Annotated in this window: 26 protein-coding genes; 20 read left to right on the plus strand and 6 right to left on the minus strand. The window is 64.9% G+C overall.

Annotated elements, in window-relative coordinates; all coding sequences use genetic code 11:
• The first annotated feature begins 247 nt into the window (after positions 1–247).
• Both BHE01S_RS37705 and BHE01S_RS11365 read left to right on the plus strand, forming a co-directional pair.
• Positions 248–550 carry a hypothetical protein gene (locus BHE01S_RS37705; protein WP_167337678.1) on the plus strand — a complete coding sequence of 101 codons (303 nt, stop codon included), beginning with the start codon at positions 248–250 and terminating at the stop codon, positions 548–550.
• 114 nt (positions 551–664) lie between these two features.
• The gene (locus BHE01S_RS11365; protein ID WP_245639706.1) at positions 665–2008 is read left to right on the plus strand and encodes a replication initiation protein; all 1344 of its coding nucleotides are present in this window, start codon (positions 665–667) and stop codon (positions 2006–2008) included.
• A 254-nt stretch (positions 2009–2262) separates the two neighbouring features.
• On the opposite strand, the gene argG is transcribed toward BHE01S_RS11365, so the two are convergent.
• A complete protein-coding gene (argG, locus tag BHE01S_RS11370; protein WP_042263849.1) occupies positions 2263–3597 on the minus strand; it encodes an argininosuccinate synthase in 1335 nt (444 codons plus the stop codon).
• 239 nt (positions 3598–3836) lie between these two features.
• Positions 3837–4847, minus strand: a complete 1011-nt coding sequence (locus BHE01S_RS11375; protein ID WP_042263852.1) for a glycosyltransferase family 2 protein — start codon at positions 4845–4847, stop codon at positions 3837–3839.
• A 324-nt stretch (positions 4848–5171) separates the two neighbouring features.
• On the opposite strand from BHE01S_RS11375, the gene BHE01S_RS11380 reads away from it, so the two are divergent.
• Positions 5172–6257: an aromatic acid exporter family protein gene (locus BHE01S_RS11380; RefSeq protein ID WP_042263855.1), complete on the plus strand. Its 1086-nt coding sequence runs from the start codon at positions 5172–5174 to the stop codon at positions 6255–6257.
• Between the two features lie 239 nt (positions 6258–6496).
• Here BHE01S_RS11380 and BHE01S_RS11385 read toward each other — a convergent pair whose 3' ends face one another.
• On the minus strand, positions 6497–6886 hold the full coding sequence (locus BHE01S_RS11385; protein ID WP_084068757.1) for an ester cyclase: 390 nt from the start codon (positions 6884–6886) through the stop codon (positions 6497–6499).
• A 125-nt stretch (positions 6887–7011) separates the two neighbouring features.
• Here BHE01S_RS11385 and BHE01S_RS11390 point away from each other — a divergent pair, with 125 nt between their 5' ends.
• From BHE01S_RS11390 to BHE01S_RS11435, 10 genes are all read left to right on the plus strand, one after another.
• The gene (locus BHE01S_RS11390) at positions 7012–7737 is read left to right on the plus strand and encodes a 2OG-Fe(II) oxygenase (RefSeq protein ID WP_042263856.1); all 726 of its coding nucleotides are present in this window, start codon (positions 7012–7014) and stop codon (positions 7735–7737) included.
• A 25-nt stretch (positions 7738–7762) separates the two neighbouring features.
• Positions 7763–8314: a methylated-DNA--[protein]-cysteine S-methyltransferase gene (locus BHE01S_RS11395; RefSeq protein ID WP_042263859.1), complete on the plus strand. Its 552-nt coding sequence runs from the start codon at positions 7763–7765 to the stop codon at positions 8312–8314.
• Positions 8315–8333: 19 nt separating this feature from the next.
• Positions 8334–9074 carry a 2OG-Fe(II) oxygenase gene (locus tag BHE01S_RS11400; RefSeq protein ID WP_042263861.1) on the plus strand — a complete coding sequence of 247 codons (741 nt, stop codon included), beginning with the start codon at positions 8334–8336 and terminating at the stop codon, positions 9072–9074.
• Between the two features lie 291 nt (positions 9075–9365).
• On the plus strand, positions 9366–10076 hold the full coding sequence (locus BHE01S_RS11405; protein ID WP_042263865.1) for a DUF969 domain-containing protein: 711 nt from the start codon (positions 9366–9368) through the stop codon (positions 10074–10076).
• Positions 10073–11023 (plus strand): DUF979 domain-containing protein, encoded by a 951-nt coding sequence (locus BHE01S_RS11410; protein WP_042263867.1) that lies wholly within the window; start codon positions 10073–10075, stop codon positions 11021–11023. Before BHE01S_RS11405 ends, BHE01S_RS11410 begins: the two co-directional genes overlap by 4 nt.
• 10 nt (positions 11024–11033) lie before the next feature.
• Positions 11034–12056, plus strand: coding sequence for a DUF2891 domain-containing protein (locus BHE01S_RS11415; RefSeq protein ID WP_042263869.1), 1023 nt, complete (start codon positions 11034–11036; stop codon positions 12054–12056).
• Positions 12057–12226: 170 nt separating this feature from the next.
• Positions 12227–12667, plus strand: coding sequence for a CBS domain-containing protein (locus BHE01S_RS11420; RefSeq protein WP_042263870.1), 441 nt, complete (start codon positions 12227–12229; stop codon positions 12665–12667).
• A gap of 241 nt (positions 12668–12908) precedes the next feature.
• A complete protein-coding gene (locus BHE01S_RS11425; protein WP_084068758.1) occupies positions 12909–14474 on the plus strand; it encodes a methyl-accepting chemotaxis protein in 1566 nt (521 codons plus the stop codon).
• A gap of 68 nt (positions 14475–14542) precedes the next feature.
• Complete coding sequence (locus tag BHE01S_RS11430; protein ID WP_042263872.1) at positions 14543–14941, plus strand: VOC family protein; 399 nt, start codon at positions 14543–14545, stop codon at positions 14939–14941.
• A gap of 35 nt (positions 14942–14976) precedes the next feature.
• The gene (locus BHE01S_RS11435) at positions 14977–15231 is read left to right on the plus strand and encodes a hypothetical protein (RefSeq protein WP_042263873.1); all 255 of its coding nucleotides are present in this window, start codon (positions 14977–14979) and stop codon (positions 15229–15231) included.
• A gap of 77 nt (positions 15232–15308) precedes the next feature.
• On the opposite strand, the gene BHE01S_RS11440 is transcribed toward BHE01S_RS11435, so the two are convergent.
• The 3 genes from BHE01S_RS11440 to BHE01S_RS11450 all read right to left on the minus strand — a co-directional run bounded on the left by BHE01S_RS11440 (position 15309) and on the right by BHE01S_RS11450 (position 20610).
• Complete coding sequence (locus BHE01S_RS11440) at positions 15309–17051, minus strand: Na/Pi cotransporter family protein (RefSeq protein WP_042263876.1); 1743 nt, start codon at positions 17049–17051, stop codon at positions 15309–15311.
• Between the two features lie 39 nt (positions 17052–17090).
• Positions 17091–19865, minus strand: a complete 2775-nt coding sequence (locus BHE01S_RS11445; RefSeq protein WP_042263878.1) for a cation-translocating P-type ATPase — start codon at positions 19863–19865, stop codon at positions 17091–17093.
• 178 nt (positions 19866–20043) lie between these two features.
• Entirely contained in the window at positions 20044–20610 is a 567-nt protein-coding gene (locus tag BHE01S_RS11450; protein WP_042263881.1) for a helix-turn-helix domain-containing protein, read from the minus strand.
• Positions 20611–20780: 170 nt separating this feature from the next.
• On the opposite strand from BHE01S_RS11450, the gene BHE01S_RS11455 reads away from it, so the two are divergent.
• The 7 genes from BHE01S_RS11455 to BHE01S_RS11485 all read left to right on the plus strand — a co-directional run.
• The gene (locus BHE01S_RS11455) at positions 20781–22154 is read left to right on the plus strand and encodes an LLM class flavin-dependent oxidoreductase (protein WP_042263883.1); all 1374 of its coding nucleotides are present in this window, start codon (positions 20781–20783) and stop codon (positions 22152–22154) included.
• A gap of 64 nt (positions 22155–22218) precedes the next feature.
• Positions 22219–22725 carry a flavin reductase gene (locus BHE01S_RS11460; protein WP_042263885.1) on the plus strand — a complete coding sequence of 169 codons (507 nt, stop codon included), beginning with the start codon at positions 22219–22221 and terminating at the stop codon, positions 22723–22725.
• 2 nt (positions 22726–22727) lie between these two features.
• Positions 22728–24008 (plus strand): MFS transporter, encoded by a 1281-nt coding sequence (locus BHE01S_RS11465; RefSeq protein ID WP_245639707.1) that lies wholly within the window; start codon positions 22728–22730, stop codon positions 24006–24008.
• 188 nt (positions 24009–24196) lie between these two features.
• On the plus strand, positions 24197–24916 hold the full coding sequence (locus BHE01S_RS11470; protein ID WP_042263887.1) for a GNAT family N-acetyltransferase: 720 nt from the start codon (positions 24197–24199) through the stop codon (positions 24914–24916).
• Positions 24917–25363: a GNAT family N-acetyltransferase gene (locus BHE01S_RS11475; RefSeq protein WP_042263889.1), complete on the plus strand. Its 447-nt coding sequence runs from the start codon at positions 24917–24919 to the stop codon at positions 25361–25363.
• 205 nt (positions 25364–25568) lie between these two features.
• Positions 25569–26582, plus strand: coding sequence for a deoxyribose-phosphate aldolase (gene deoC, locus BHE01S_RS11480; protein ID WP_042263890.1), 1014 nt, complete (start codon positions 25569–25571; stop codon positions 26580–26582).
• 13 nt (positions 26583–26595) lie between these two features.
• On the plus strand, positions 26596–26815 hold a 220-nt coding region (locus BHE01S_RS11485), incomplete at its 3' end, for a hypothetical protein (protein ID WP_042263891.1).

A 26815-nucleotide genomic window follows, 5' to 3' on the forward strand; every position in this document is an offset into this window, starting at 1 on the left:
CGCCCGTACACAAATTCCGTTACCTTCCGTGCGTCGTACCAAAAAACACTTCCAAATAACGTCCCACCAACCGCCGCATTCAACTCGATCTCGGCTCGTCTAGAGACGCTCTGCATATGAACCACTTCCATCGACCATGGGAGCTGCACAGAAATCGTTACCCTTGCACGGCTTGCACGGGCTTCGCTGGCCGGATAGCAGATCGGGTTCGGATACCCCATTGTCGAGAGCCTTTACGGACGGGCTATTGAAGGCGAGTCATCCTGAATTCCCTGGCTGGATCGCGAGATACAACCCGTCAAAATTCACGTTGAGCATCTTTTTTAGCGAGCGGTTTGTTTGTTTACTTAAAGATAAAAACCCACCAACCAACAAACGTATGCATGCGTTCGCTTTTATTTCAAGCACTTGCCCTTCAAAAGCACCGTTCTATGTGCTTGCTGCACCGTTTTATGTGCACCCAGGTGCCGGTTTATGTGCTGTCGCTGTAGAGATATTTGTGCGATCAGGTACGGTTTTTGTGCGCGAGCCGAATCGGGTGCCTGTTTGAGGTAACGTTTATTGTGTTGACTTGCGTTTGCGTAGTGATAGAGTGCCCGCCAATGTCGACGGGGAGAGCGTGCGTATGTCGGAGGAGAGCGGGCGAAGGACAACAACACTGCAGATGTCGCTGGGTCTCTTTGAAGAGATGTCCGGCCAGCCGATCAACGAGAGCACGCGTGAGATCGGCTTTCAGCGCAACAATGTGTTCGTCGCCATCAATGGGCTTGGGCTGTCTTCGCGCCGTTTCATCGACGCGGCCTATTTCATAGCCGCCCAGGAACCCGCGCCGCGCGATACCTACGACGTCGACCTGAACTACTTCAAGTGGCTCATGCGCTATGAGAGCCGCAACGTGCGCCATCTGCAGAGCGTCATCAAGGAAGCGCAGCGCGTGCTGATCGAGGTGACTGACACGCCGCCCGACCGCGCGCCGAGCGAAGACGACCAGTGGATTTCCGAGCAGCTGATGGGCAGCGTCAAGATCGGCAAGGGGCGCATCCAGTTCCGCATTCCGCCGCTCATGCTGCGCCACATCACCGGGCCCGACAAGCATCACTGGCTGAACCTGTGCATCACGGCGTCGTTCTCGCAGACCTACGCGCGTGCGATCTACGATTACGTGCTGCCTTTCGTAGCGGCCGGTTTGACCGACTGGATCGAGCTCGACGTCATGCGGCGCTGGCCCGGCAAACTCGGGACGAGCGCGTCGGAGTTCAAGCACTTCCGGCCCAAGTATCTCGATCCGGCGGTGCGCCAGATCAACGAGCTCTCCGACATCGACCTCAGCTACGAAACCCGGGCCGACTCGGAAACCTCGCGCAAAATCAACAAGATCCGCTTCCGGATGAAGCGCAAGGATACGGTCGCCGCGCTGCTTTCCCGGCAGCCTGACGCGCACGACCTGCTGCTTACGCTCAAGGAGGAGTTCGGCCTCTCCAACAAGCAGTTCGACGTGATCGCGGAGCACCGCATGAACTGGACCGACGAGCGCATCCAGCAGGCGATCGAATACACGCGTTTCCGGCTCAACCAGGGCAAGGTGACCAAGAGCCCTGCGGGTTATCTGATGAAGGCGCTGAGCCACAACTGGCAGGTCTCGGAAGCCGAGCGCAAGATGGTGGCGATCCAGGGCGAGCTGGCCGTAGCGGCGGCCGCTCAGGAGACCGCCAGGACGGTCGCGACCACGGCGGTGAAGCAGAGTATTGCGGCGCGCGACGAAGAGGCGCGCTCGCAGCGCAACGAGGAGGTCAAGCAAGGCCGCGAGCACTTCGAATCGGCCGACGAGAAGACGCGCAAGGAGCTGGTGCGGCTCTACATCGCCTCGCAGGCCGGCAAGCTCATGCTCCGTCGTCTGAAGCTCGAGGCTGGGGCGCTGTCCGATGCGAACATCCTCAACCACTCCGATCTGTCGTGGTACTTCGGGCAATTCGTCTACGGGAAGATGAAGCAGCTTGCCGCGCAGTGAGCGTCTTCAATACGCTTGACGGCTGATATACCGGTGGGCGTATTGCAGCCCGCGCCCCGCAGCCCGTTCCTGCCTCTCGCGCTCACGCAGCTAAAAACATCCAGCCGATCAACGGCTTAGGCACTCTTCCCAGGCGTTCTCCACAAGCTTGTCAACGCAATCTGTGGGTAACTTGAACGCCACGGCCAAACCCGCACAGCCATAAAAAAAGGGAAGGCGCAGCGCCTTCCCTTTTTTCCCCAACCTGCGACGCCTTACTTCTTCTCGTCGTTCAGTTGCGGCAGCGTATAGGCAGCGCCCGGCGTGAGCAGACCGACCTTCGAGTACACACGCAGCTTCTCGCGCGTGTCGGTGATGTCGAGGTTGCGCATCGTCAGCTGGCCGATACGGTCGCGCGGCGAGAACGTCGAGGCAACCTTCTCCATCGACAGACGCTCCGGCTGATACGTGAGGTTGTCCGACTTCGTGCTGAGGATCGAGTAGTCGTTGCCGCGGCGCAGTTCGATCTTCACTTCGCCCGTGATTGCGCGCGCCACCCAGTGCTGCGCCGTTTCGCGCAGCATGATGGCCTGCGGGTCGAACCAGCGGCCCTGGTACAGCAGGCGGCCCAGACGGCGGCCGTTCTCGCGGTACTGCTCGATGGTGTCTTCGTTGTGGATGCCCGTCACGAGGCGCTCATAGGCGATGTAGAGCAGCGCCAGACCCGGGGCTTCGTAGATGCCGCGGCTCTTCGCCTCGATGATGCGGTTTTCGATCTGGTCGCTCATGCCCAGACCGTGGCGGCCGCCGATGCGGTTCGCTTCGAGCAGCAGTTCCACGGCATTCGGGAAAGTCTGGCCGTTCAGCGCGACCGGCTGGCCTTCCTCGAAGCGGATCGTCACTTCCTCGCGGTCGATCTTGACGTCGTCGCGCCAGAACGCCACGCCCATGATCGGGTTGACGATCTTGATGCCGCTTTCCAGGCTTTCGAGGTCCTTCGCTTCGTGCGTGGCGCCGAGCAGGTTCGAATCGGTCGAATAGGCCTTCTCGGCCGACATCTTGTATGCGAAGCCCGACTGGCGCATGAACTCCGACATTTCCGAGCGGCCGCCCAGCTCGTCGATGAACTGCTGGTCGAGCCACGGCTTGTAGATCTTCAGGTCCGGATTGACGAGCAGCCCATAGCGGTAGAAGCGCTCGATGTCGTTGCCCTTGTAGGTCGAGCCGTCGCCCCAGATGTTGACGCCGTCTTCCTTCATCGCCGCGACGAGCATCGTGCCCGTCACGGCGCGGCCGATCGGCGTCGTATTGAAGTACGTGACGCCGGCCGTCGAGATGTGGAACGCGCCGCATTGCAGGGCGGCGATGCCTTCCGCCACGAGCTGCGCGCGGCAGTCGATCAGGCGCGCACCGGCGGCGCCGTATTCGGTCGCACGGCGCGGAATCGAATCGTAGTCGTCTTCGTCGGGCTGGCCCAGGTTCGCCGTATAGGCGTAAGGCACGGCGCCCTTGAGCTTCATCCAGTGCAGCGCGGCGCTGGTGTCGAGGCCGCCGGAGAAGGCGATACCGACCTTTTGGCCGGTCGGAAGGCTTTCAAGAATTGTGCTCATGATGAAAAAGAACCCGGTGGAACGAGAATGCGGAGGGAATTCGGTCGAATCATCAAGTATCTTGTATCCCCGGGCTTTCGGCAAGCCTGGCGGGGAGGGCCGCAGGCCTCGATCGATGTGGCGTCCGCGGATGGACGTGGCGTCCGCGGATGGGGCTCCGCGTTAATAAAAAGGGGCACAGCGGGGCGCGTGCCAGTGCAGGCCGTCCCAGGCGGCTTCGATCGCATGCGATGCGTTCGTTACGGCATGCGCGTTCGGGACGTATCCACGACTTGCTCGTCCTTCAAGCCCAACAGGGCGACGGACCCCGTGCCGGGCCGCCGCGTGGCTTTCCAGATCATCAGCAGATGGTAGTAGAGGCGCGGGCTGAAGCCGAACCGGTACGCGTAGAGATTGCCGAGCGCGAGTTGCAGCCCGGCGCGCGCCTCGCGATTGCGTGCGAGCAGCGAGACCACGATCGGCACGAGCCGGCGCATGGCGAGCTTGCGCGCCGGCTCGAGTTCGGGCGGCAGCGCGAGGCTCTTGAGAAAGCGCCACGCCGAAATCGACGACGCGTTGATGCTCGTGCGCGTTGCCTGGGATACCGAAACGTCTGTGATGCGATAGCACGAGACGTATTCGTTCACGTAGCACACGTGTTTTGCGGCGAGGCACAGGCGCGTGCCGAACACGTAATCGCAGCAGGTGCCGTAGTGGTCGTCGTAGCCGATGCGCTTGACGAGCGCCGCATTGGCGAGCCAGCCGTTGTTGGGGAACATCTGCACGATGCCGACGCGGCCCGGCGGGTATTGCAGCCCCGCGGCGCTGGCCGTACGGTGATACGCGATGTTCATGCGTTCGCTGGCCGCGTGCATGATGCGCCCGTCATGATCGGTTTCGTATTGATCGCCGAACGCGACTTCCAGATCCGGATATCGCTCCCACTGCGCAAGCAGCTTCTCGATGCAGTGCACGAGCAGATAGTCGTCGTCGTGGATCAGGAGAATCTTGTCTCCGCTCGCCCGCTCGAAGAGGCTGGCCACGTTGGGCGCCTGGCCGAGCGCGGGCACGTTGCGCCGGTAGGCGATGCGCGGGTCGTTGCCGTAACGCGAGGCGATCAGTTGCTGCGTGCGATCGTCGCTCGAGTCGTCGCCGATCACGATCTCGATGTTCGCATGCGTTTGCATGAGGCACGATTCGATGCAGCGAACCAGCAGTTCAGGCCGGTTGTACGTCGGCAGGCAAATGGAGACCTTCGTTGTTGTCGTCATGGGCAGACCCCAGTGCTGGAGGGATGCGGAGATGTTCGCAAAGGTAGGTTCGTCATGCGAACTTCATCCGTCGGACATGACGGTAAATGAACAAAACGCGAAAGAAATTGAAAATAATTCGCAAGGAATGCGCCTTGCGCACCGCGGCTCGCAGGGCCCGCATCGGCGGGGGTCCGCACAAAAGCGCCTGGCTTTGGTATGACGAATTGGAAAGAAAATCCGGGCCGCAAATTAATCGCGAAGTGGTCAGAAGGGACTGAGTGCCGGAACAGTCATGGCATTAGCGCTAACATTGGCGCTCCGCCTGAAACGACCGCTGGCATCATGGCCTCCATCTCCTACGTCCATAAACCGCTCACGCCGTTTCGCCGTGCGCTCGCGCGCTTCTCCCTCTCCGAACTCGCGAAATACACGAAACTCACGCTCGGCATGTGGATCGGCTTCGGCATTCCGTATGCATGCGGATATCCCGAAGCGGCGGTCGCGCTTTCCGGCTCGGCCATGCTCACGCTCGCGCTCGGCAGTTCCATCTCGGCGGCGCGCGGATACTTCTACAAGCGCGTGATGTCGAACCTCGTCGCGATGCCGATCGGCACGCTCCTGATCTGGCTGACCGCGCCGCACTTGTGGCTGGGCGTGATCCTGCTGCCGCTCGTGATCTTCACGATCGTGCGCATCCGGCCGTCGGTGTTCCAGATGACGAGCATCACCGTGCCCATGACGCTCGTGCTCTACACGGGCGAGCACATACCGCTGCTGGAACAACGGCTGATCGGCGTGGTGCTCGGCATGCTGCTCGGCTTCATCATCCAGCAAATTGCCTTTCCGCCCGATCACGGCTTCTGGGCGAATACACTCGTGAACGACGGCAACGCACAGGCCGAGGCCTTGCTCACCGAGGTCGCAACGAAAACGCTGGACCGCGCGAAACTGAAATCGGCGACGGCGGCGCTGCGCGTTTCGAGCAGCAATCTGAAGCAGGCGCACGATCTCCTCAAGTCGGACCTGGAGCAGTCGTGGGTGTCGGCGCATTTGAAGCGCAATCGCGATCGCCTGCCGCTGTTCGCGTGCTACCACGAGCTATTCGATTCGATCGTGGGCTTCCTCGAAACGCTCGACACGTTCAACGCGCAATACGAGGCGCTGGACGCGCAGTGGCGAGACGCATACCGGCGCGGCCTCGCGCGCCTCGTGGACGTGCATCGGCAACTGGCTTCGCAGGCGGACCTTCGGGTGGAGCGCCCGGGTCTGCCCGCGGCGCCCCTGACTCGCGAGGAACTGCATGCGCTTGTCGAGGCGCTGCCCGCAACGGGCGTGTTCACGAGCGTCTATCTCGGTCATTTGACCGGCTACGGCATCCTGCTGAGCCGTTTGAGCGACATGCATACCGCGCATTTGCGCAAGGCGTGAGCGCCGAGCTCATTGCGCGCGGATCGATGTCGGACAGCTCGATCGCTGCCGTTTCTGTGCGCTAACATCGTCACGCTCCTGGTCGTGATTCTCGTGCTGGGCACGGCGCAACAACAGCGCGAGAAGGTCAGGCCGCAGCCCGTCGCCGCGTTGAGCGGCGGGCGCGTGCAGGGTGAAAAGCGGAGCAAGCGGTGACATGATTCGACTCCCTATATGAGACATTCCGTTCAGGGAAGCAGTCAGACCCGCCAGATGAGCCCGAGCTGCGTGAGCGCCGTTACGCCGTCGTCGAGCCCGATCCCCTCGACGAACCTGCCGCGTTTCAGGCGCAACACCGTCGTGCCGGCGAAATGCATCTTGCGGCCGCTCGCCGCCGGCAACGATCCCGCGAGAAAGTCCCCGAACGCCGGGCCCGAATGGGTGCCGCCGCGTTCCCACTGACCCACCACGTACTCGCCTTCGGCGATGAGGTCCGCTGTGCCCCGGAAACTCAGATCGGGCAACGCCGCGCGAAAGCCGGTCATGCGCCTGGATGTCCTCGCGGCCGCGGCGCGCTCCGCCTGAAATGAACGATATCGAGCGGCAAACCGCGCAGATACCCGTTTCTTGCCGTGACATTCGCGTGGCATTCACGCCGTGGCGCGTGCCGAATTAGAGCGCAACATCCGGATCGGAACGGACGGCGCGCTAGCGTATCGTTGGTCCGTAGGCGAGATCGGCAAGAATGCCGGTTGTGAGAGGAGGGATACACGCGATGAAAACCGGAGCCATGCGGGCAGAAAAGCCGGAATCCGCAACATACAACTGGGTCGAGATCGAGCGGTCGCTCGACGCGCGCGGCTATGCCGTCCTGCCTCGCGTGCTCCGGCCCGGGCAATGCGCGCAGCTCGCCGCCCTGTACGCGGGGGACCATGGCTTTCGCTCGCGCATCGTCATGGCGCGCCACAATTTCGGGCGCGGGGAATACAAGTACTTCGCGTATCCGCTGCCGTCGCTGCTTCAGCGGTTGCGGCATGCGCTCTATCCGTACCTCGCGCCCATTGCCAACCGCTGGAACGAGCAATTGGGGATCGACAGACAGTATCCGGCCGATCTCGATGTCTTTCTCGATCAATGCCACCGCGCAGGGCAAACGCGGCCGACACCGCTCATCCTCGAATACGGTCCGGGCGACTACAACTGCCTGCACCAGGACCTCTACGGCGAGCATGTGTTTCCGCTGCAGGTGGCGATGCTGCTCTCACGGCCCGGCATCGACTTCGAGGGCGGCGAGTTCGTGATAACGCAGAGCGCGTCGAACGGTCAGTGTGCCGAAGTGATTGCGCTGGAGCAGGGCGACGCGGTGCTGTTCACCGTCAATCAGCGGCCGGCTGCGAACCGGCGCGGCGGCACGCGCAGGGTCGCCATGCGGCACGGCGTGAGCGTGGTGCGCAGCGGCAAGCGGCATACCGTCGGCCTGATTTTTCACGATTCACGTTAGCGCACAGAACGCGAAGGAACGCATCATGCAACTGTTTCTCAGCCATATCGAGTCGCCGCCCGGCGACCTCATGCTGGTGAGCGACGCGCAGCAGCGGCTGCACGCGCTCGAATTCGCCGATCATCGCTCGCGTCTGCATCGTGGTTTGCGCGATCGTTACGGCAGTGCGCGTTGGCTCGAAACTGCCGCGCCCGCTTCGATCGCCGACGCCATGACACGCTATTTCTCCGGCGAATTGACCGCGCTCGATGCTCTGCCGGTCGTCATGGCGGGTTCGGACCTGGAAGAGAAGGTGTGGGCCGCGTTGCGCCGCATACCGGCCGGCACCACGACCAGCTACGGCAAGCTCGCGAAAGCGTTGGGATTCGAAGACCCGCGCGCGGCGATCGACATCGGTGCGGCGAACGGCGCGAATCCCATCGCTATTGTCGTGCCGTGCCATCGCGTGATTGCCAGCAACGGCGAATTGAAGGGCTATGCCTGGGGCTTGCATCGCAAGCGCTGGCTTCTCGAGCACGAGAAGGCGATTGCGCCCCCGCGCGAGGTTCCGCAAACGCCCGCGCTTCCGGGATTTTGAAACGAATACGTCCTTGTCCATGACCTTATCTGCCGACACATTCGAGAAGCTCGATTGGCGCGCAATCGCCGCGCAACTGGACGGCGAAGGGTATGCGGTACTGCCTCGGCTAGCCGGCGCGGACGAAGCCCGCAGGCTCGCGCGCGAGGCCGGTGCGTCGAGCGCATTGCGCCGCGTTTCGCTTGACTCGCTCGATCTCGGCCGAGGCGATCTGCTGTATTTCGGCGCTGCGCTACCGCCGCCTTGGGCGCAATGGCGTACGAACCTCTATCGTCAGCTGGCGCCCATCGCCAATCGCTGGAACGAGATGCCTGGCATGCCTTATCGATTCCCGGAAACGCTGGACGCATTTCTGGAGCGCAACCGGCGAGCGGGGCAAACGCAGGCGCAGTCGCATTTGAATCAACTGGGCGCCGACGACTATCTGGCGCTGCATCAGCGCAGCGAAGGAGAACACGTTTTCCCGCTGCAAGTGGTCGCCTTGCTCACGGCGCCGGGGAAAGACTTCACCGGCGGCGAGCTCGTGCTGACGGAGCAGCGTCCACGCATGCAGTCGCGCCCGACGGTCGTTCCGCTCGGGTTGGGCGACGCGGCGATCATCGCCACGGCCCAGCGGCCGTTCAAAGGCAGCAGCGGTTATTACCGTGTGAACCTCAGGCATGCCGTCAGCCGGGTGCGTAGCGGCGAGCGCATTGGCGTCGAGTTGTCGTTCCACGACGCGCCGCGAGCGGCAGACGATCAACACGCATTCGTCCCCTGAATCCTGTCGCGCAGCCGCGCAGCGGCGCGCAGGCATTCCACTCGGCCTCGGCGGATGCAACTAACTGTCGAGCACGCTAACCCCAGACCCGCGCCGCGCCGTCGCGCGGACGGCATTACTTTGCCTTCAACCGACGCGCGTCGCCCAGGGACTTCCCTTATAAAGACTTTATCGACTATTTATCGATAAATTGCCGTGATAGATTCCTGGGCTGAATTGGGCGCACCGGGGAAGCGCGCCCGCGCGCGCCGGCTCCACGAGACCGGCGGAAATCGATATGGCGGAGGAGAGATGCTGGTTTTGATAGGGGTGCCGATCGTTGTGATCGGCTTCGCATTGCGCCTGAACGCGCTGCTCGTCGTGACCGCGGCGGGCATTGCGACGGGACTTGCGGGCGGGCTGCACACGGTCGAGATCATCAGCGCCTTCGGCAAGGCGTTTGCCGACAACCGTTACATGGGCCTCATCTGGCTCACGCTGCCCGTGATCGCGCTGCTCGAGCGCAACGGCCTGCGCGAGCAGGCAAAGCACCTCATTTCGCGCGTGCATGCCGCCACCACCGGCCGCGTGCTGATGCTCTACTTCGTGATCCGCCAGATCACGGCCGCACTCGGCCTCACGTCGCTGGGGGGCCACGCGCAGATGGTCCGTCCACTGATCGCGCCCATGGCCGAAGCCGCCGCCACGAAGCGTTTCGGCGAGGTGCCCGACGCCGTGCGCCAGCAGATCCGCGCCAATGCCTCGGCCGTAGACAACATCGCCGTGTTCTTCGGCGAAGACATCTTCATCGCGATCCAGTCGATCCTGCTCATCAAGGGCTTCCTCGAGCAGAACGGCGTCATCGTTCAGCCGCTGCAGGTTTCGGTCTGGGCGATTCCCACCGCAATCGCGGCGCTCCTCATCCACTGCGTGCGCCTGAAGCTGCTCGATCACGATCTCTCGCGCCGCGTAGGCGCGGCCAACGCGCAGGGCGCCGCGAGCCGCCAGGGAGCCGCATCGTGATCAAGCTCGAATCGCTCTATGTCGTCGCGGGTGTGATGTTCGCGTCGTTCGCCCTCTTCAACCTGCTCGACCGCGCGAACCCGCGCCGCTTCATCAACTTCGTGTTCTGGGGCGTCTATGCCGTGACGTTCCTGTTCGGCGGCGTGCTGCCGCATTTCGTGATGGGGTGCCTCGCCATCGCGCTCGCCTTGATCGCGGGCTCGGGCAAGCTGGGCCGCAGCCCCGCGGGCAACGACAACCCCAAAGCCGAGGCGCGCCGCGAACAAGGGGCGCGGCGCTTCGGCAGCCGGCTCTTCGTTCCGGCGCTGCTCATCCCCGTGGTGACGCTCGTCGGCACGCTCACGCTCAAGTACGCGCCCTTCGTCGAAGCGAAGAACGTCACGCTCATCTCGCTCGTGATCGCCACGCTCGTGGCGTTCGGCGCGGCGCTCGTCATGTTGCGCGATTCGCCCGTGCAGGCGCTCAAGGGCGCGCGGCACACCATGGACGCCGTCGGCTGGGCCGCCATCCTGCCGCAAATGCTCGCGGCGCTCGGCGCGCTGTTCGCCGCGGCGGGCGTAGGCCATGTGGTGTCCGAACTCGTCACGAACTGGATTCCCCAGAATTCGGCGTTCGCGGTCGTGGCCGCCTACACTTTCGGCATGGCCCTTTTCACGATGATCATGGGAAACGCGTTCGCCGCCTTTCCGGTGATGACCGCCGGCATCGGCTTGCCGCTGATCGTGCATCAGTTTCACGGCAACCCGGCGATTCTTGGCGCGATCGGTATGCTCTCGGGCTTCTGCGGCACGCTCATGACGCCGATGGCCGCGAACTTCAACATCGTCCCGGCGGCGCTGCTCGAATTGAGCGACAAGAACGGCGTGATCAAGGCGCAATGGCCGACCGCCGTGCTGCTGCTCGTCGTCAACACGCTGCTGATGTACGCCTTCGTTTTCCGGTTCTGACGAGCTCACGATGACCACACACCTCACCGCCGCCCATGCCTCGAAATTCGCCTCGCTCGCGCTTGCCCATCTCACGCGCGAGTATCCGAACAAGCTGACGCACTCGCTCGACGGCCCGCAGGACGTGCAGGGCCCGCGCGCGCTGCACCCGGTCTTTTACGGCAGCTACGACTGGCATTCGTGCGTGCACGGCTACTGGCTCGTGCTGCATCTGCTGGAGCGCTTTCCCGACTTGCCCGAGGGGCCGCAGATCGTCGCCGTGGTCGACGAGCACTTCACGCCGGAGAAGATGGCGGGTGAGATGGCCTACCTCACGCTCGCGCACAACCGCGGCTTCGAGCGCCCTTATGGCTGGGCATGGCTGCTCGCGCTCGCGGCGCAGGTCGAGGCGCTGGCCAGGTCGACGAAGCTGCCGCAGGCCGCGCGCTGGCAGGCGGCGCTGGCGCCGATGACCGACTGGTTCGTCGAGCGCTTCGAGGAATTCCTGCCGAAGGCGACCTATCCATTGCGAGTGGGTACTCACTTCAATACGGCGTTCGCGCTCACGCTCGCGTACGACTTCGCGAAAGCCACGTCGCGTCCGGCGCTGGCAACGCTGATCGAAGACACCGCCACGCGCTGGCACGCGAACGACGCGGGCTGCCAGGCGTGGGAGCCGGGCGGCGACGAATTCCTGTCGCCTGCGCTGAGCGTGGCCCTGCTGATGAGCCGCGTACTGCGCGCGCACGATTTCGAGCCCTGGTTCACGCGCTTTTTGCCCAACCTTGCGGCGCAAGAGCCGGTCACGCTGTTCACGCCGGCCACCGTGACCGACCGCAGCGACGGCAAGATTGCCCATCTCGACGGACTCAACCTGAGTCGCGCGTGGAGTCAGCGCTCACTTGCACGTGCACTGCCCGAGGGCGACGCGCGCGTGGCCGTCCTCAACGATGCCGCGCAATCACATCTGGCCAGCGCGCTCGACCACGTGGCCGGGGACTACATGGGCGAGCACTGGCTTGCAACCTTCGCGACGCTCGCGCTCGAAGCCTGACAAAAGCATGAAACAGGGGGCGCACGCCGTGCGCGCGTGCCCCGTGCCCTTTCCAGACTGAAGATTGACGCGCACGCGGTCGATATAACGGGCTGAAGCCCCGAGCCGCCGCCGGAATCCGCTGCGCATCGGATCGCTCGGGACATCGAACCCACTCAGGTCTGGAAGGTATGCAAGTAGAGAAATTCATGACGAGCCGTGTCGTCACCGTCGGTTTCGACGACACGCTCGCAACCGTGCGCGAGATCTTCGCGCAAGCGAGCTTTCACCATCTGCTCGTGGTCGAAGAGGGCAGGCTGCAAGGCGTCGTTTCCGATCGCGACCTGCTGCGCGCGATCAGCCCGTTCATCGACAGCGTGGTCGAATCCGCGCGCGACCTCGGCACGCTCAACAAGCGCGTGCACCAGATCATGAGCCGCAAGCCGCTTACGCTGCGGCCCGAGTCGAGCCTCTCCGACGCCGTGGCCCTCTTCCTCTCCAACAAGATTTCGTGCATCCCCATCGTGGATGCCGAATTTCGCCCCGTCGGCATTGTGAGCTGGCGCGACGTCCTGCGCTATCTCGTGCCGATGGACGAGGGCGAGGCGGGCGCACAGGAAGCCGGCGCGTGATGCGGATTGACTCGCGCCCATCCCACATATTGGTCTGTATTGCGAAGTGTTGCCGACGATCGTACTTCTTTGCGGGGAACCATAAAGTTCGCAAGCTCTCCTGCCGTTGTTATGTACCGGGTGCTTAATCAGCCTGAACACATGGGCTGCACTGGGTAAGCGCACCGGAACATTCGATGAAAAAACGACTGGGACACGCGCGGCCTCCAGAGCCGCGCGCCCCACGCAAGAGAGACCAGGAATGCTTCAAAAGCTGTCGATACGCGCGAGCCTGACCCTGATGATCGCCTTCTTCGGCATCGTCCTGATCGTCGGCGCCGCCACGGGACTCCTGTCGATGCGGGCGGGCAACGAGTCGCTGCGCACCATGTACACCGTCGATACGCCGGCCGTCGCCGACCTCGAAGGCAGCGCCGGCCAGCTGCTGCGTCTGCGCCTCGCGCTCGCCACCAACGCTTCGCTGTCCGATCTCGGCGACCACGATGCCGCGGACGCGGTGCTCAAGCGCTTCGACCAGTACCTGAAGAACTCGAACGAGCGTCTGGACCACTATCTGTCGATTGCGAGCGGCGAAGGCGAGGCGCAGGACCTCATCGCCGACATGCAGGCCAAGCGTAACGCCTTCCTGCACGACGGCGTCGATCCGGCGCTGGCGGCGCTCAAGGCGGGCGACAAGACCGCATTCCAGGAACTGCAGGGCCACAAGCTGCCGACGCTCTACAGCAGCTACGAAAAGGCGATGCTCGTGCTCGAGAAGCGCCAGATCGACCTCGGCGCGCAGCGCTACCAGGAAGCCCAGGACCGTTTCAATGCGGTCAGCATCGCCGTGGGCGTGGGCATGGTGCTCTCGCTGCTGTTCGCGTGGATTGGCCGCTCGGCGCTCATGCGCGCGATCGTGCATCCCGTGGACGCGGCGATCGCGCAATTCCAGCGCATCGCCGCCGGCGACCTGAGCGGCACGGTTCATGCAACGAGCAACAACGAAATGGGCCGCTTGCAGGCCGCGCTGCGGCAAATGCAGGATGCACTCATCAAGACGGTCAGCAGCGTGCGCGAAGGCGCGCTGTCGATCGACAAGGGCGTGAGCGAGATTGCCGCGGGCAATACGGACCTTTCGCAGCGCACCGAGGAGCAGGCTGCCTCGCTCGAGGAAACGGCGGCGAGCATCGAAGAGCTGACCTCCACCGTCAAGCAGACCGCCGAAAACGCACGCCAGGCCAGCACCCTCGCGGAGGGTGCGTCCGGTCTCGCCGCGCAGGGCGGCGCGCTTTCGCGCGAAGTGGTCGGCACGATGCAGGACATCGTGGGCGACTCGCGGCGCGTGGGCGAGATCGTCGGCGTGATCGAGGGGATTGCGTTCCAGACCAACATTCTCGCGCTCAACGCGGCCGTCGAAGCGGCGCGTGCGGGCGAGGAAGGGCGCGGTTTCGCGGTGGTGGCGAGCGAAGTGCGCTCGCTGGCCCAGCGCAGCGCCGCGGCGGCCAAGGAGATCAAGGAACTGATCGAGTCGTCGACCTCGCGCGTGGAAACGGGCGCGGGCCTCGTCGAGCGCTCGGGTTCGACGATGAGCGAAATCGTCGAAGCGATCGCGCGCGTGAGCGCGATCATGAACGAGATCGCATCGGCGGCGGCGGAACAGAGCACGGGCATCGATCAGGTCAACGTCGCCGTGGGACAGATGGACCTCGTGACCCAGCAGAACGCGGCGCTCGTCGAGCAGGCAACGGCCGCGGCATCGTCGCTCGAAAACGAGGCGCACCGGCTGAACGCCGCGGTTTCGGTGTTCCGCACCGGCCGCGCGCAGTAACGCTGACGCTGCATGGGCGTAATGCGCCGGTTATAGTCGTGCATTCACGACTGAGGACTTCCCGCACCATGCAGCTTCTCGATCACGTTTCGATCGGCGTTCCCGATCTCGACGCCGCGCGCCCCTTCTACGATGCGATCATGAATGCGTTGGGCGCGCCCAAGGTCTACGACCGCCCCAATGCGCTCGGCTACGGCGAGCGTTGCGACGCAGCCGAAACGCAGTCGTCGTATCTTTCCGTCTACCTCGATGCCAGCGCCATCGAGCCGAACAAGCGGCACTGGTGCTTCAAGGCCGCTACACGCCCGCAGGTCGATGCGTTCCATGCGGCCGGTCTCGCGGCCGGCGGGCGCACGGATGGCGATCCGGGCTTGCGGCCGCATTATCACGCCGACTATTACGCCGCCTTTCTCATCGATCCGGCCGGCAACCGGGTCGAAGCCGTGTGCCATACTGCATCGGTCTGAAGTTGCGCATCGCGTCAGGCGCGGGAGATGGGGAAATGTCTGGCAATGGCAAATACTGGTTTCGAGCCAAACGCCATGGCTGGGGGTGGGGACTTCCGCTCGCCTGGCAGGGTTGGGTGGTGCTGGCCGTGTATGTCTTGTCGATCTTTCCGGTTGCTGTTTTCTTTGGTCCGCATAGGCACCCGTTCGCATTTGCGGCGCTCGTGATACTCGCCACGCTCGCGCTTTCGGTGGTCTGCTGGCTCAAGGGCGAGCCGCCTCGCTGGCGCTGGGGCAAGGACCGCGAATAGGCGGTCGTGCCGCGCGCGTACGCACGCGTTGCTGCTCGATGCGGCGTTTGAAGGCGTCGCGTTCGGCAGCCGTGTCATCACGCCTGAGCTTGCGCCTCGGTCCCGGCCACGGCCTCCGCGCTTTCGGGCTCCAGCACTTTCACGTCGTGCAGCCACCGCGTGGCCTTGGCGATGGCGCGGGAGAGCCGCGCCACTTCGTTCAGCTGCTCGATCACGTCGTTGGCGAAACGGAAAAGGAACGCCGCGCCCTCGTTGCGCAGCTGCAGCGCAGACATGATGTGCTGCCGCGCAGAGTCGGACTGGGCCTCGATTTCCGGCTTGGCGTTGACGATGCCCGTCACGACGTCGGCCTCCGGGTGCGCGATCATGTGCACGGCAAGCGTGAAATGCCCGATGACGGACCGGCCGAATTGCAACAGCTCGGGGTTGCTCGCCAGCATGGTCACGTCCGCGCTTTGCGCGGCTCGCCTCTGGCTTAGCGCGAGCATGCTCGTGGTGGCCACTTCGCGGATGGCGTCGAGGCAGGTTGCGATACGCGCGAGATCCACCAGTTGCCGGCCTTCGTCGTCGCTTTGCACGGCGTCGGAGAGCTTGCCGATATAGGTGAGGATGGCGGTGCTGAGCGAGTCCGCCGCCTTGTCCTCGTTCGTCACCGTGGAAAGCGCCTGCGTGGAGCTTTCGACCAGGAGCCTGGCGCTATGCTCGACGAGCGTCTGCACGAGCTTGCCGAGCGAAGCCAGCTCGAGTTGTACGCGAGCGATGGCGAGCGCCGGCATTTCGACCAGCGTTTCATCGAGGTAACGCGGCACGCCGGGGTCCTGCCACCCTTCGCGGCGCACCGGGGCCAGGCGTTCGGCGATCTTCGCAATGGGCCCGGTGAACCAGATCAGCACGAAGGTGCTGAACACGCTGAACACCGTGTGCGCATTGGCGGCCTGCCGTGGCGTTTCCGCCGCGAGGCGCGCCGCGCCGGTCAGTTCGGGCGCGGAGGGTGAGATCATGCGTACGAAGTCGGCGAACTGCGGAATCACAAAGACGAAGAACAGCACGCCAAGCACGTTGAAGATCAGGTGAACGATACCGACTTGCGCCGCCTCCGCCGATTTGCCGATTGAAGCGAGCAGCGCCGTGCCACAGGTGCCCACATTGGCGCCGAGTATCAGCGCGATGCCCGATTCGAGCGGAATCAGCCCCTGGCTGCCCAGCGCGATCACGATCGCGAGCGTGGCCGCCGAGCTTTGCACGATGGCCGTGAACACCGCGCCGATCACGACGCCGATGAGCGGATTGCGCATGTTCTGCATCGCGTCGATGAACGGCTGGTAGTCGCGCAGGGGCCGGGTGGCGTTGCCCATCATCTCGATACCGAGAAACAGCAGGCCGAGCCCGAGCAGCGCGCCGCCCAGTTCGCGCAGCGTGTCGCGCTTCGCAAAGCCATAGAGCAGGAAGCCGCCGCCGAGCATGAACGGCGTGAGCGCCGAGATATTGAACGCGATGATCTGTGCGGTGAGCGTCGAGCCGATATTGGCGCCCATGATCATCGGGATGGCCTGCATCAGCGTCATGAGCCGCGCGGAAACGAAGCCCACCAGCAGCACCGTGGTAATGGTCGACGAATTCAGGAGCGCCGTGATGCCTGCGCCCGCCAGCACGCCGCGAAACCGGTTGGCGGTGAGCGAACCCAGCAGCGATTGCAGGCGCGCGCCGGCAATCGTTTTGAGCGCCCCCGTCATGAGATCCAGCCCGAACAGGAAGAGGGCGAGCCCGCCCACCAGCAGTCCGGTCACCTCGACCGGGTTCACGTTCGCACCAGGCAACATGGCATTGAGCCCTCGCTCTGAAGACGGGACGAAACGATTCTACGCATCATGGTACTGGCTCGTGGCCGTGCCGCGCTGCTGCGGGCTGACGGATTTTTTCAGCGCGGGTATCGAGCGAATGACGAGCTTCTCCAGCTCCACCACGAGGAAGAACAGGATCGCGCCCGCCACGAGCCAGAGCCAGGCCGCGAGCGGCAGCGACTCGGTATCGAACACGGCGTGAAAGGGCAGCGTATAGGTGAACAGGATCTGCAGCACGACGACGGCACCGATGCCGTACCAGAGATAGGGGTTGCCGGTGTGCGCGCGTACCGATAGCGCCGAATGGATCAGCGAGCGGCTATTGAGCACATAGAAGACCTGTCCCAGCGTGATGGCGTTGACGGCGGCCGTGCGCGCCATCGAGTCCGGCGCGCCCTGCGACTTCATCCAGAAGAATGCCGCGAGCGTATAGAGCACGAGCGCGGCGCCGACAAAGAGAATGCGCCACACGCCGAATGGCGTGACGATAGGTCGGTCGATCGACCGCGGCGGGCGCTGCATCACGTCATCCTCGTGAGGCTCGAAGGAAATGACGAGGCCGAGCGCGACCGACGTGACCATGTTCACCCACAGCACCTGCGGCGCGGTGATCGGCAGCACGAAGCCGAACAGGATCGCGATGGCAATCACGGCGCCCTGGGCGATATTGGTGGGCAGCATGAAGAGCATGGCCTTTTCGATGTTGTTGTAGACCGTGCGCCCCTCCTTGACTGCTGCCGAGATCGAGGCGAAATTGTCGTCGGCGAGGATCATGCCCGCGGCTTCCTTCGTGACTTCCGTGCCCTTGATGCCCATCGCCACGCCGATGTCGGCCTTCTTGAGCGCGGGCGCATCGTTCACGCCGTCGCCCGTCATGGCGACCACCTGCCGGTTGGCCTGGATCGCCTTCACGAGCCGCAGCTTGTGCTCGGGGCTCGCGCGCGCGAACACATCCACGTCGCGCACGCATTCCTGCAGCGCGGCGTCGTTCATCGCCTCGATCTCGGTGCCGGCCACGGCCTTCTTGCCGTCGCCGATGCCGAGCATGCCCGCGATCGCGGCGGCCGTGACCTTGTGGTCGCCCGTGATCATCGTCACGCGGATACCGCCGCCGTGACATTCGCGCACCGCATCGATCGCTTCCTTGCGCGGCGGGTCCATGAGGCCCACGAGACCGAGCAGCACGAGCGTCTTCGGCAGGTCCTGCGGGCCGAGGTTGCCCACTTCGAGGCCGGGGTCGGGCAGCCAGGCGAGCGCCAGCACGCGTTCGCCCTGCGAGGCGAGGCGCTCGCCTTCGCGCGCAAAGCGCTCGCGGTCGAGCGGCGCGGGGCCGCTCGCCGTTTGCTGGCGGTCGCAATTTTCGATGATCACTTCCGGCGCGCCCTTGACGAGCAGCATCTCGCCTTGCGCCGAGCGGTTCAGCGTCGCCATGAACTTGTGCTCGGACTCGAAGGGAATGCCGTCGATGCGTGGCGCGGCGGCGGCCTCCGCGCCGCGGTCCATGCCGAGCTTGCCGGCGAACGGGTAGAGCGCGCCCTCGGTCGGGTCGCCTTCCACTTTCCAGTTGCCGTCTTCTTCGAAGAGGCCGGCGTCGTTGCACAGAATCGATACGCGGCCCATGAGCGTGAGCACTTCCGGGCGCTCGGCGCCGAGCGACTTGCCGCCCGCACGCACTTCGCCTTCGGGAGCGTAGCCATCGCCGGTCACTTCATAGGGCGCGTCCGCCGTCACGACCGAGGTCACCATCATCTCCATGAGGGTGAGCGTGCCGGTCTTGTCCGAGCAGATGCGCGAGACGGAACCCAGCGTTTCGACCGCGGGCAGGCGGCGGATGATGGCGTTGCGCTTCGCCATGCGCTGCACGCCGATGGCGAGCGTAATGGTGATGAGCGCCGGCAGGCCTTCCGGGATCGCCGAGACCGCGATGCCCACCACGGCCTGGAACAACTGGATGAAGGTCATGTGGCCGAGCCAGTGGCCCCATGCGAAAAGCAGCACGCTGAGGATGCCGATGGCGATCGTGATGACGTATCCAAACTTCTTGATCTGGCGTAGCAGCGGCGTTTCCAGCGCGCTGACCTCGGCCAGCATCTGGTTGATGCGGCCGAGTTCCGTCTGGCTGCCCGTCGCCACGACGATGCCGGTTGCGCGGCCCGAGAGGACCATCGTGCCGGAAAAGGCCATATTCTCGCGGTCGCCCACGGTGGCTTGCGCCGGCACTGCGCCGGCGTTCTTCTCCGCAGGCACCGACTCGCCCGTGAGCGCGGCCTCTTCCGTGCGCAGGTTGCGCGCCTCCACGAGGCGGATATCCGCGGGGATTTTGTCGCCCGATTCCAGCAGCACGATGTCGCCGGGCACGACCTCTTCGGCGGGAACGAGGCGCACCTCGCCGGCGCGCAGCACGCGTGCTTCGGCGGAGAGCATGTTGCGAATCGAATCGAGCGCTTTCTCGGCACGTCCTTCCTGCAGGAAGCCCAGCAGCGAATTGAGGATGACCACCGCGAAGATGATCGAGGCGTCGAGCCACAGGCTCAGCATCAGCTTGATGAAGCCTGCCGCGAGCAGCACGTAGATGAGCACGTTGTTGAACTGGGCAAGGAACCGCATGAACGGACCGCTTTTCTTGCCCTGGGGCAGCACGTTCGGACCATGGGTGCCGAGGCGCTGTGCGGCGTCCGCCACATCGAGCCCTCGCGACGGGTTCACGCCCAGCTGGCGCTCGATCTCGGCGGCGGGCAGGGCGTGCCACTGCACTGTACCCGCACCGTTTGCCGCATGCTCGGCAGAACTCATCTTCGCCCCCTCGGTTGCGCAGAGATTCAACCCAATAGTAAGTTTTTTTCGCAGCAGGCACGCGCAACCTGGTCGCCGTGGGATGTATGGCAACATCTCCTTGCCGCGACCCGCCCGAATCATTCGCGCTGCATCGAGGGAGGATCGTGAAGGCGCGGGTGGAGGGCTGATCTCGCTTTCAGCGGCGCACGAGCGCCACCACGTACACGCACGGGCTCTTGCCCGGATTGAAGAACGCGCAGTCGGCAGGCGGCCCGAGCTGCAGGCAGTCGCCGGCTTCGAGCGTGTGAACCTGGTCGCCTTCCTCGAATACCAGCGTGCCGCTGCGCACCCAGATCTGCTGATGCTGGAACGTGAACGCCGACGCGGGATACGCGACGCGAACCCCGCCTGGCAACGCGATTTCCACGAGTTCGAGCATGCCGCCGTTGCGCGGCGAGACGGCCCGGCGTGTGTAGCCCGTTTCGGGGTCTCGCCAGATCGGCTGATCGGCGGCGCGGCTCAAACGCTCGCCGGTTTGCTCGGCGAGCGCGAGCAGCATGGAAAGCTGCAGGCCAAAGGCGCCCGACAGCCGGCCGAGCACGGTAGCGGTTGGGCTCGCTTCGCCGCGCTCGATCTTGCTGATCATCGCCCTGGAAACGCCCGAGCGCTCGGCCATGTCCGCAAGCGACCAGCCGCGCGATTCGCGCTCGATGCGCACGCGCGTGGAAATGCCGGAGGTGGGGTCGGTGAGCGTTCGGTTCATGCGTGGAAGATTGCGCGGGGCGGGAGCGAATCGATTATACGGGGCCAGTCGCGGCGCGCCGTTTAGCCGATCGAACGGTATCCGGGTTAACAAGGATTCAATCCCGGTTCCATGAGTATCCGTTCGTCCACTATAGTAGACGGCATCGAGCGCATCGAAGAGGAGCCGGCATGCCGCGTGAAATCCGTCTGAACGCTTTCGACATGAATTGCGTGGGCCACATTCAGCAAGGCTTGTGGAGGCATCCGCGCGACCAGTCGAGCCGCTATACCGAGCTCCAGTACTGGATCGACTATGCGAAGAAGCTCGAACGGGGCCTCTTCGACGGCATCTTCTTCGCGGATGTCGTCGGCGTGTACGACGTCTACGGCGGCAATGCCGATGCCGCGCTGCGCGGCGCGGTGCAGGTTCCCGTGAACGACCCCACGCTCGTCATTCCCGCCATGGCCGCGGTGACGCAGCATCTGGGTTTTGGCGTGACGGCCAATCTCACGTATGAGCAGCCGTTTCTGTTCGCGCGGCGCATGTCCACGCTCGACCATCTCACGGGCGGGCGCATCGGCTGGAACATCGTGACGGGCTATCTCGACAGCGCGGCCCGCGCCATCGGCATGGACGGCCAGAACGCTCACGACGACCGCTACGATCTGGCCGACGAATACATGGCGCTCGTGTACAAGCTCTGGGAAGGGAGCTGGGACGACGACGCCGTCGTGGGCGACCGCGCCGGCGGCATCTACGCCGACCCCGCGCGCGTGCGGGTGATCCATCATCGCGGGCCGCAATACAAGGTGGATGCGATGCATCTGTGCGCGCCGTCGCCGCAGCGCACGCCGGTGCTGTACCAGGCGGGGTCGTCCACGCGTGGCAGGCGGTTTGCCGCGACGCACGCCGAATGCGTTTTCATCAACGGTCAGAAGATGGAAGGCGTGAGGGAGATCGTCGGGGACATCCGGGCGCAGGCAGTGCAGCTCGGGCGCGCGGCCGAAGACGTGAAGGTCTTTCTGGGCGCGACGCTGATCATTGGACGCACGGATAGCGAAGCGCGCGAGAAGTTCGACGAGTACCGGCGCTATGTAAGTTCGGAAGCGGCGCTCGCGCACGCGGCGTCGTCGCTTGGCATCGACTTCGCGCGTTACGATCCGGACGAGCCCATCGAGACGGGCAAGAGCCAGGCGATCGTTTCCAACGTCGAAGCCATGACGCGCAGTGCGGGGCCGCAATGGACGCGCCGCAAGCTGCTCGAGCAGATGGTGCTTGGCAGCCGCCAGGCGCCGTGGGTGGGTTCGGCTGAGCAGATCGCACAAACGTTGATCGAGTGGAGCGAAACGGCCGGCGTGGATGGCTTCAATCTCTCGCGCACGGTGGTGCCGGAATGCTTCGACGACGTGGTCGAACTGCTGGTGCCCGAACTGCAAACGCGCGGCGCGTATAAAAGCGCGTATCGTGAGGGCACCCTGCGGGAAAAGCTCTCCGGCGGCGCGCGCTTGCCGGCGTCGCACGCGGCAGCGCGATATCGCGGCACGCGCGTGAATGCGGCATGAGCGACACATGAAAATCGGGCACTGAATTCCCGCTACGAGGAGACCGCGGCAAGCGGGCAAGAATATGGTAGACAAATCCCTCTTTCGCGACGCCATGGCCGGTCTTGGGGCCGCCGTGAACATCGTCACCACCGACGGCGACGCCGGGCGCGCCGGCTGCACGGCGTCCGCCGTGTGCGGCGTGACGGACGAGCCGCCCACGCTGATCGTCTGCATCAATCGCACGAGTCGCAACAACGCGATCCTGCGCGAGAATGGACGGCTGTGCGTGAACGTGCTGGCGGCCGACCAGCGCGAGGTGGCCACGCGCTTCGCCACGAAAGACACGGACATGGACGAACGTTTCGCGCTTGCCGAGTGGTATCGGCTCGAAACGGGCGCGCCCGCGCTGCGCGGCGCAGTGAGTTCGTTCGATTGCCATATCGCGCGCACGACCGAAGTCGGCACGCACACAGTGTTCTTCTGTGAGATCAAGGCAGCGCGCATGGTGGGCGGGCGCGACGGGCTGATCTGGTTCGGCCGCGCGTTTCATCGCGTGCTCGCGCAGGCGCACGCGGCAGCGGCGGCCTGAGCGTGGCGCGCGCACCTTCGCGAGGCGCTGCCGATTCCCGTTCGTCGGACGAAACGGGGCCGCCAGGGCTTGGCACGGCGCAACGCGGCAAGGCCGCCTCGCTCGCATTGCTGCTCCTCGCGCAAGTGGCGGCGATGGGCGTCTGGTTTTCGTCGAGCACCGTGGTGGTTCTCATCAAGCAGGCACACGCCATTGGCGCCTTCGACGAAGCCTTGCTCACGAGCGCCGTACAGTGCGGCTTCGTGGCCGGCACCATCACGTCCGCGTTGCTTTCGCTGCCCGACCGCTACGATCTGCGCCGGCTGCTTGCGGGCTCCGCGCTCGTGGCGGCTGCGGCCACGGCCTTGCTCGCGTTCCTGCCGCCGGTTGGCGGCGCGGTCGTCGCGCTGCGGTTCGTCACCGGCATGTGCATGGCGGGCGTGTATCCGGTCGGCATGCGGCTCGCGGCCACGTGGGCGCGAGGCGATCTGGGCCTTCTCGTCGGCCTGCTCGTGGGCGCGCTCACGCTCGGTTCGGCAAGCCCTCATTTGCTGGCGGCCACGGGCGGGCTCGGCTGGCGCATGATCTATGGCGTCGCCGCGGCGTGCGCGGCGTGCGCTGCCGTGCTGATCGGCTTTGCGGGAATCGGGCCGAATATCCGGCGCGCCACGCGCATCGACTTCGCGAAGGTCACCCAGGCGTGGCGGCGGCCCGCCTTGCGGCTCGCCAATCTCGGCTACCTCGGCCACATGTGGGAGCTTTACGCCATGTGGGCGTGGCTCGCGCTGTTCCTCCAGCAAACGTTCGTCGCGCGCGGCATGGCCAACGCCCGCACGCGCGCGGAATGGATGACCTTCAGCGTGATCGCGATCGGTGCGGCGGGCGCGTGGCTCGGCGGCGCGCTGGCGGACCGCGTGGGGCGCACGGCCGTCACGGTTGGCGCGATGGCGACGAGCGCAACGTGTGCCGCGCTGATGGGCTGGCTGGACCACGCGCCGCTCGTCGTGATGGGGGCGGTCGCGCTCGTGTGGGGCGTCTCGGTGATCGCCGATTCGGCGCAGTTTTCGGCGAGCGTGGCCGAACTGGCCGATCCTGACTCGGTCGGCACGCTGCTGACCGCGCAGACCTGCGCGGGTTTTTTGCTCACGCTGGCGAGCATTCATCTCGTGCCATACGTGGTGGCGTGGCTGGGATGGCGCGGCGGCTTCGGCATGCTGGCCGTGGGGCCCGCGCTCGGCTGTGTCGCGATGCTGCGGTTGCGGCGTCATCCCGATGCGGCGAGGCTGGCGGGCGGGCGCCGGTGATCCGCAAGGGCCCAGGCGCGCGCGAATCCACAAGCAGAGGAAAACGGAACAACTGGCGCGCACGACGCGCCTGGCTCGGCGCGTGGCTCCATGCTGCCGGTCATTCGTGGACCTTTTCACGGAACCACGACATGCGGTAACCTGGTGCGGATATCGGTTACTTTCGGCGCAAGAGGAGCCTGTCACGCATGTCAGCAAGACTGAACGAATTCCAGCAGCCCATTGGCGACCCTGTAGCAGGCTGGCAGCCGCGCGAACGGCCTGCACGCGTGACGATCGCAGGTCGGTTCTGCCGCATCGAGCCGATCGACCTCGAGCGCCACGCCGCCGATCTCTTCGAGGCCTACGGCACGGCGGCCGACGGTCGCGACTGGACCTACCTGTTCGCCGAGCCGTTCATCGACTTTGGCGCGTTTCGCGAGTCTCTCGCGAAAGCGGCTGCATCGAGCGACCCGTTCCATTACGCCGTGATCGACCGCGCGAGCGGGAAGGCCGTCGGCACGTTCGCGCTCATGCGCATCGAGCCGGTGCATGGCGTGATCGAAGTGGGCAGCGTGACGTTTTCGCCGCGCCTGAAGCAAACTCCGCTTTCCACCGAGGCGCAGTACTTGCTGATGCGCTACGTGTTCGACGACCTTGGCTACCGGCGCTACGAATGGAAATGCGACAGCCTGAACGCGCCTTCGCGCAAGACGGCGCTGCGTCTGGGTTTCCAGTTCGAGGGCATTTTCCGCCAGGCGATCGTGTACAAGGGCCGCAACCGCGACACCGCGTGGTTCGCGATCATCGATCCGGATTGGCCGCAAGCGAAAGCCGCGTTCGAGAGGTGGCTCTCGAAAGAGAACTTCGACGCGCAAGGCCAGCAGCGCGCGTCGCTTGCCAGCTTCAGAGAAACGAAGGCATCCTGAATGTCCGGAGCGATCCTGATCCGCGACCTCGCGAGCGCCGACCGCGAAGCGTGGTTCGGCCTTTGGGCGGGCTACAACGCGTTCTATGAAACGAGCGTTGCACCGCACATCAGCGAGCGAACCTGGCGGCGCATGCTCGATGCGAACGCGCCGGTGTTCGCCCGTGTGGCCGAAGTCGAGGGACGGCTGGCGGGCTTCAGCCTTTGCGTGCTGCATGAAGGCACATGGGTCGATGCGCCCATTTGCTACCTCGAAGACCTGTTCGTCGATCCCGTTTGCCGCGGGCAAGGCGTCGGCAGGCGGCTCATCGAAGATCTCATCGCACTGGCACGTTCGCGCGCCTGGTCGCGTCTTTACTGGCACACGCGCGAGGATAACCCCGCGCGCAAGCTCTACGACGAATTCGCGCAAGCCGACGCTTTCGTACGGTATCGGTTGCAGTTCTAAACCGCTCTCTGGATCTGGCGCGCGGGTGCGCGCAAACGGAGGTCTCGGGCGCAAGCTGAATGCGCGGCCCGGCGTTCTCACGTCCGTCCCAAGCCCGATAGATAGGATTGTAACGAGTATTGTCACGATCATCTCATCGGTATAGGATGGGTGCGAATAAACCACCACGGTTTGATGTGCATTGCACAAATTCGCCTCCCAACCTATGTCAGAAGCCTCAACGAACTCGCTCGTCGTGCTGCGCGGCGCGCCTGCCCAGCCTGCTGCGCATGGCGCGCGCAACGCCGGCGTGGCGTTCGACGCCGCGTGGCTCGATGCCCTGCGCGTCAACCAGTCCGCCGTCGAGCGGCGCACGGCCACGCTCGGCACGCGCCGCGCGGTCAAGAAGGACGCGCAGGCTGCGTGGCTCCTGAAGGCCATCACCTGCATCGATCTCACCACGCTCAACGGCGACGACACCGAAGGCCGTGTGCGGCGTCTGTGCACGAAGGCGCGCCACCCGGTGCGCGCCGACCTGCTTGCGGCGCTCGGCTTTGCACCCGAGGCCGTCACGACGGGCGCGGTGTGTGTGTACCACCGCTTCGTCGCGGCGGCCGTGGACGCGCTGGCGGGCAGCGGCATTCCCGTCGCGGCGGTCTCCACCGGCTTCCCGGCGGGCCTCAATCCGCACGCGCTCAAGCTCAAGGAAATCGAGGCCTCCGTTAGGGATGGCGCCGGGGAAATCGACATCGTCGTCACGCGCGAGCACGTGCTCACCGGCAACTGGCGCGCGCTCTACGACGAAGTACGCGAATTTCGCGCGGCCTGCGGCGAAGCGCATTTGAAGGCGATTCTCGCCACGGGCGACATTCGCGTGCTGTCGAACGTCGCCCGGGCGTCGATGGTCTGCATGATGGCGGGCGCGGACTTCATCAAGACGTCCACGGGCAAGGAAGGGGTCAACGCCACGCTCGACGTTTCGCTCGTGATGGTGCGCATGATCCGCGAGTACCGCGAGCGCACGGGCGCGCTGGTGGGCTTCAAGCCCGCGGGCGGCGTATCGAACGCCAAGACGGCGCTCGCGTACCAGATCCTCATGAAGGAAGAGCTGGGGCGGCCCTGGCTCGAGCCCGAGCTGTTCCGCTTCGGCGCTTCGAGCCTGCTGGCCGACATCGAGCGCCAACTCGAACACCACGTGAGCGGCCGCTATTCCGCCTTCCACCGCCACCCCGTAGCCTGAGCAGACCATACCGATGAGCGTAGCCGAGTATTTCCGAACGATGGATTACGGTCCCGCCCCCGAGGACGATCAGCCCGTGCGCGCGTGGCTCGCGCAGCACGAGGCGGCGTTTGGGCATTTCATTGACGGCGCGTGGCGCGAAAGTGGCGACGGCGCGCGCTTCGAAGTACGTGCGCCCGCCACGGGCGAGACGCTCGCCGCCGTGGCGCAAGGCGGTGCGGCGGATGTGGCGG

This window comes from Paraburkholderia heleia NBRC 101817 (genome assembly GCF_000739775.1).
Taxonomy (GTDB): domain Bacteria; phylum Pseudomonadota; class Gammaproteobacteria; order Burkholderiales; family Burkholderiaceae; genus Paraburkholderia; species Paraburkholderia heleia.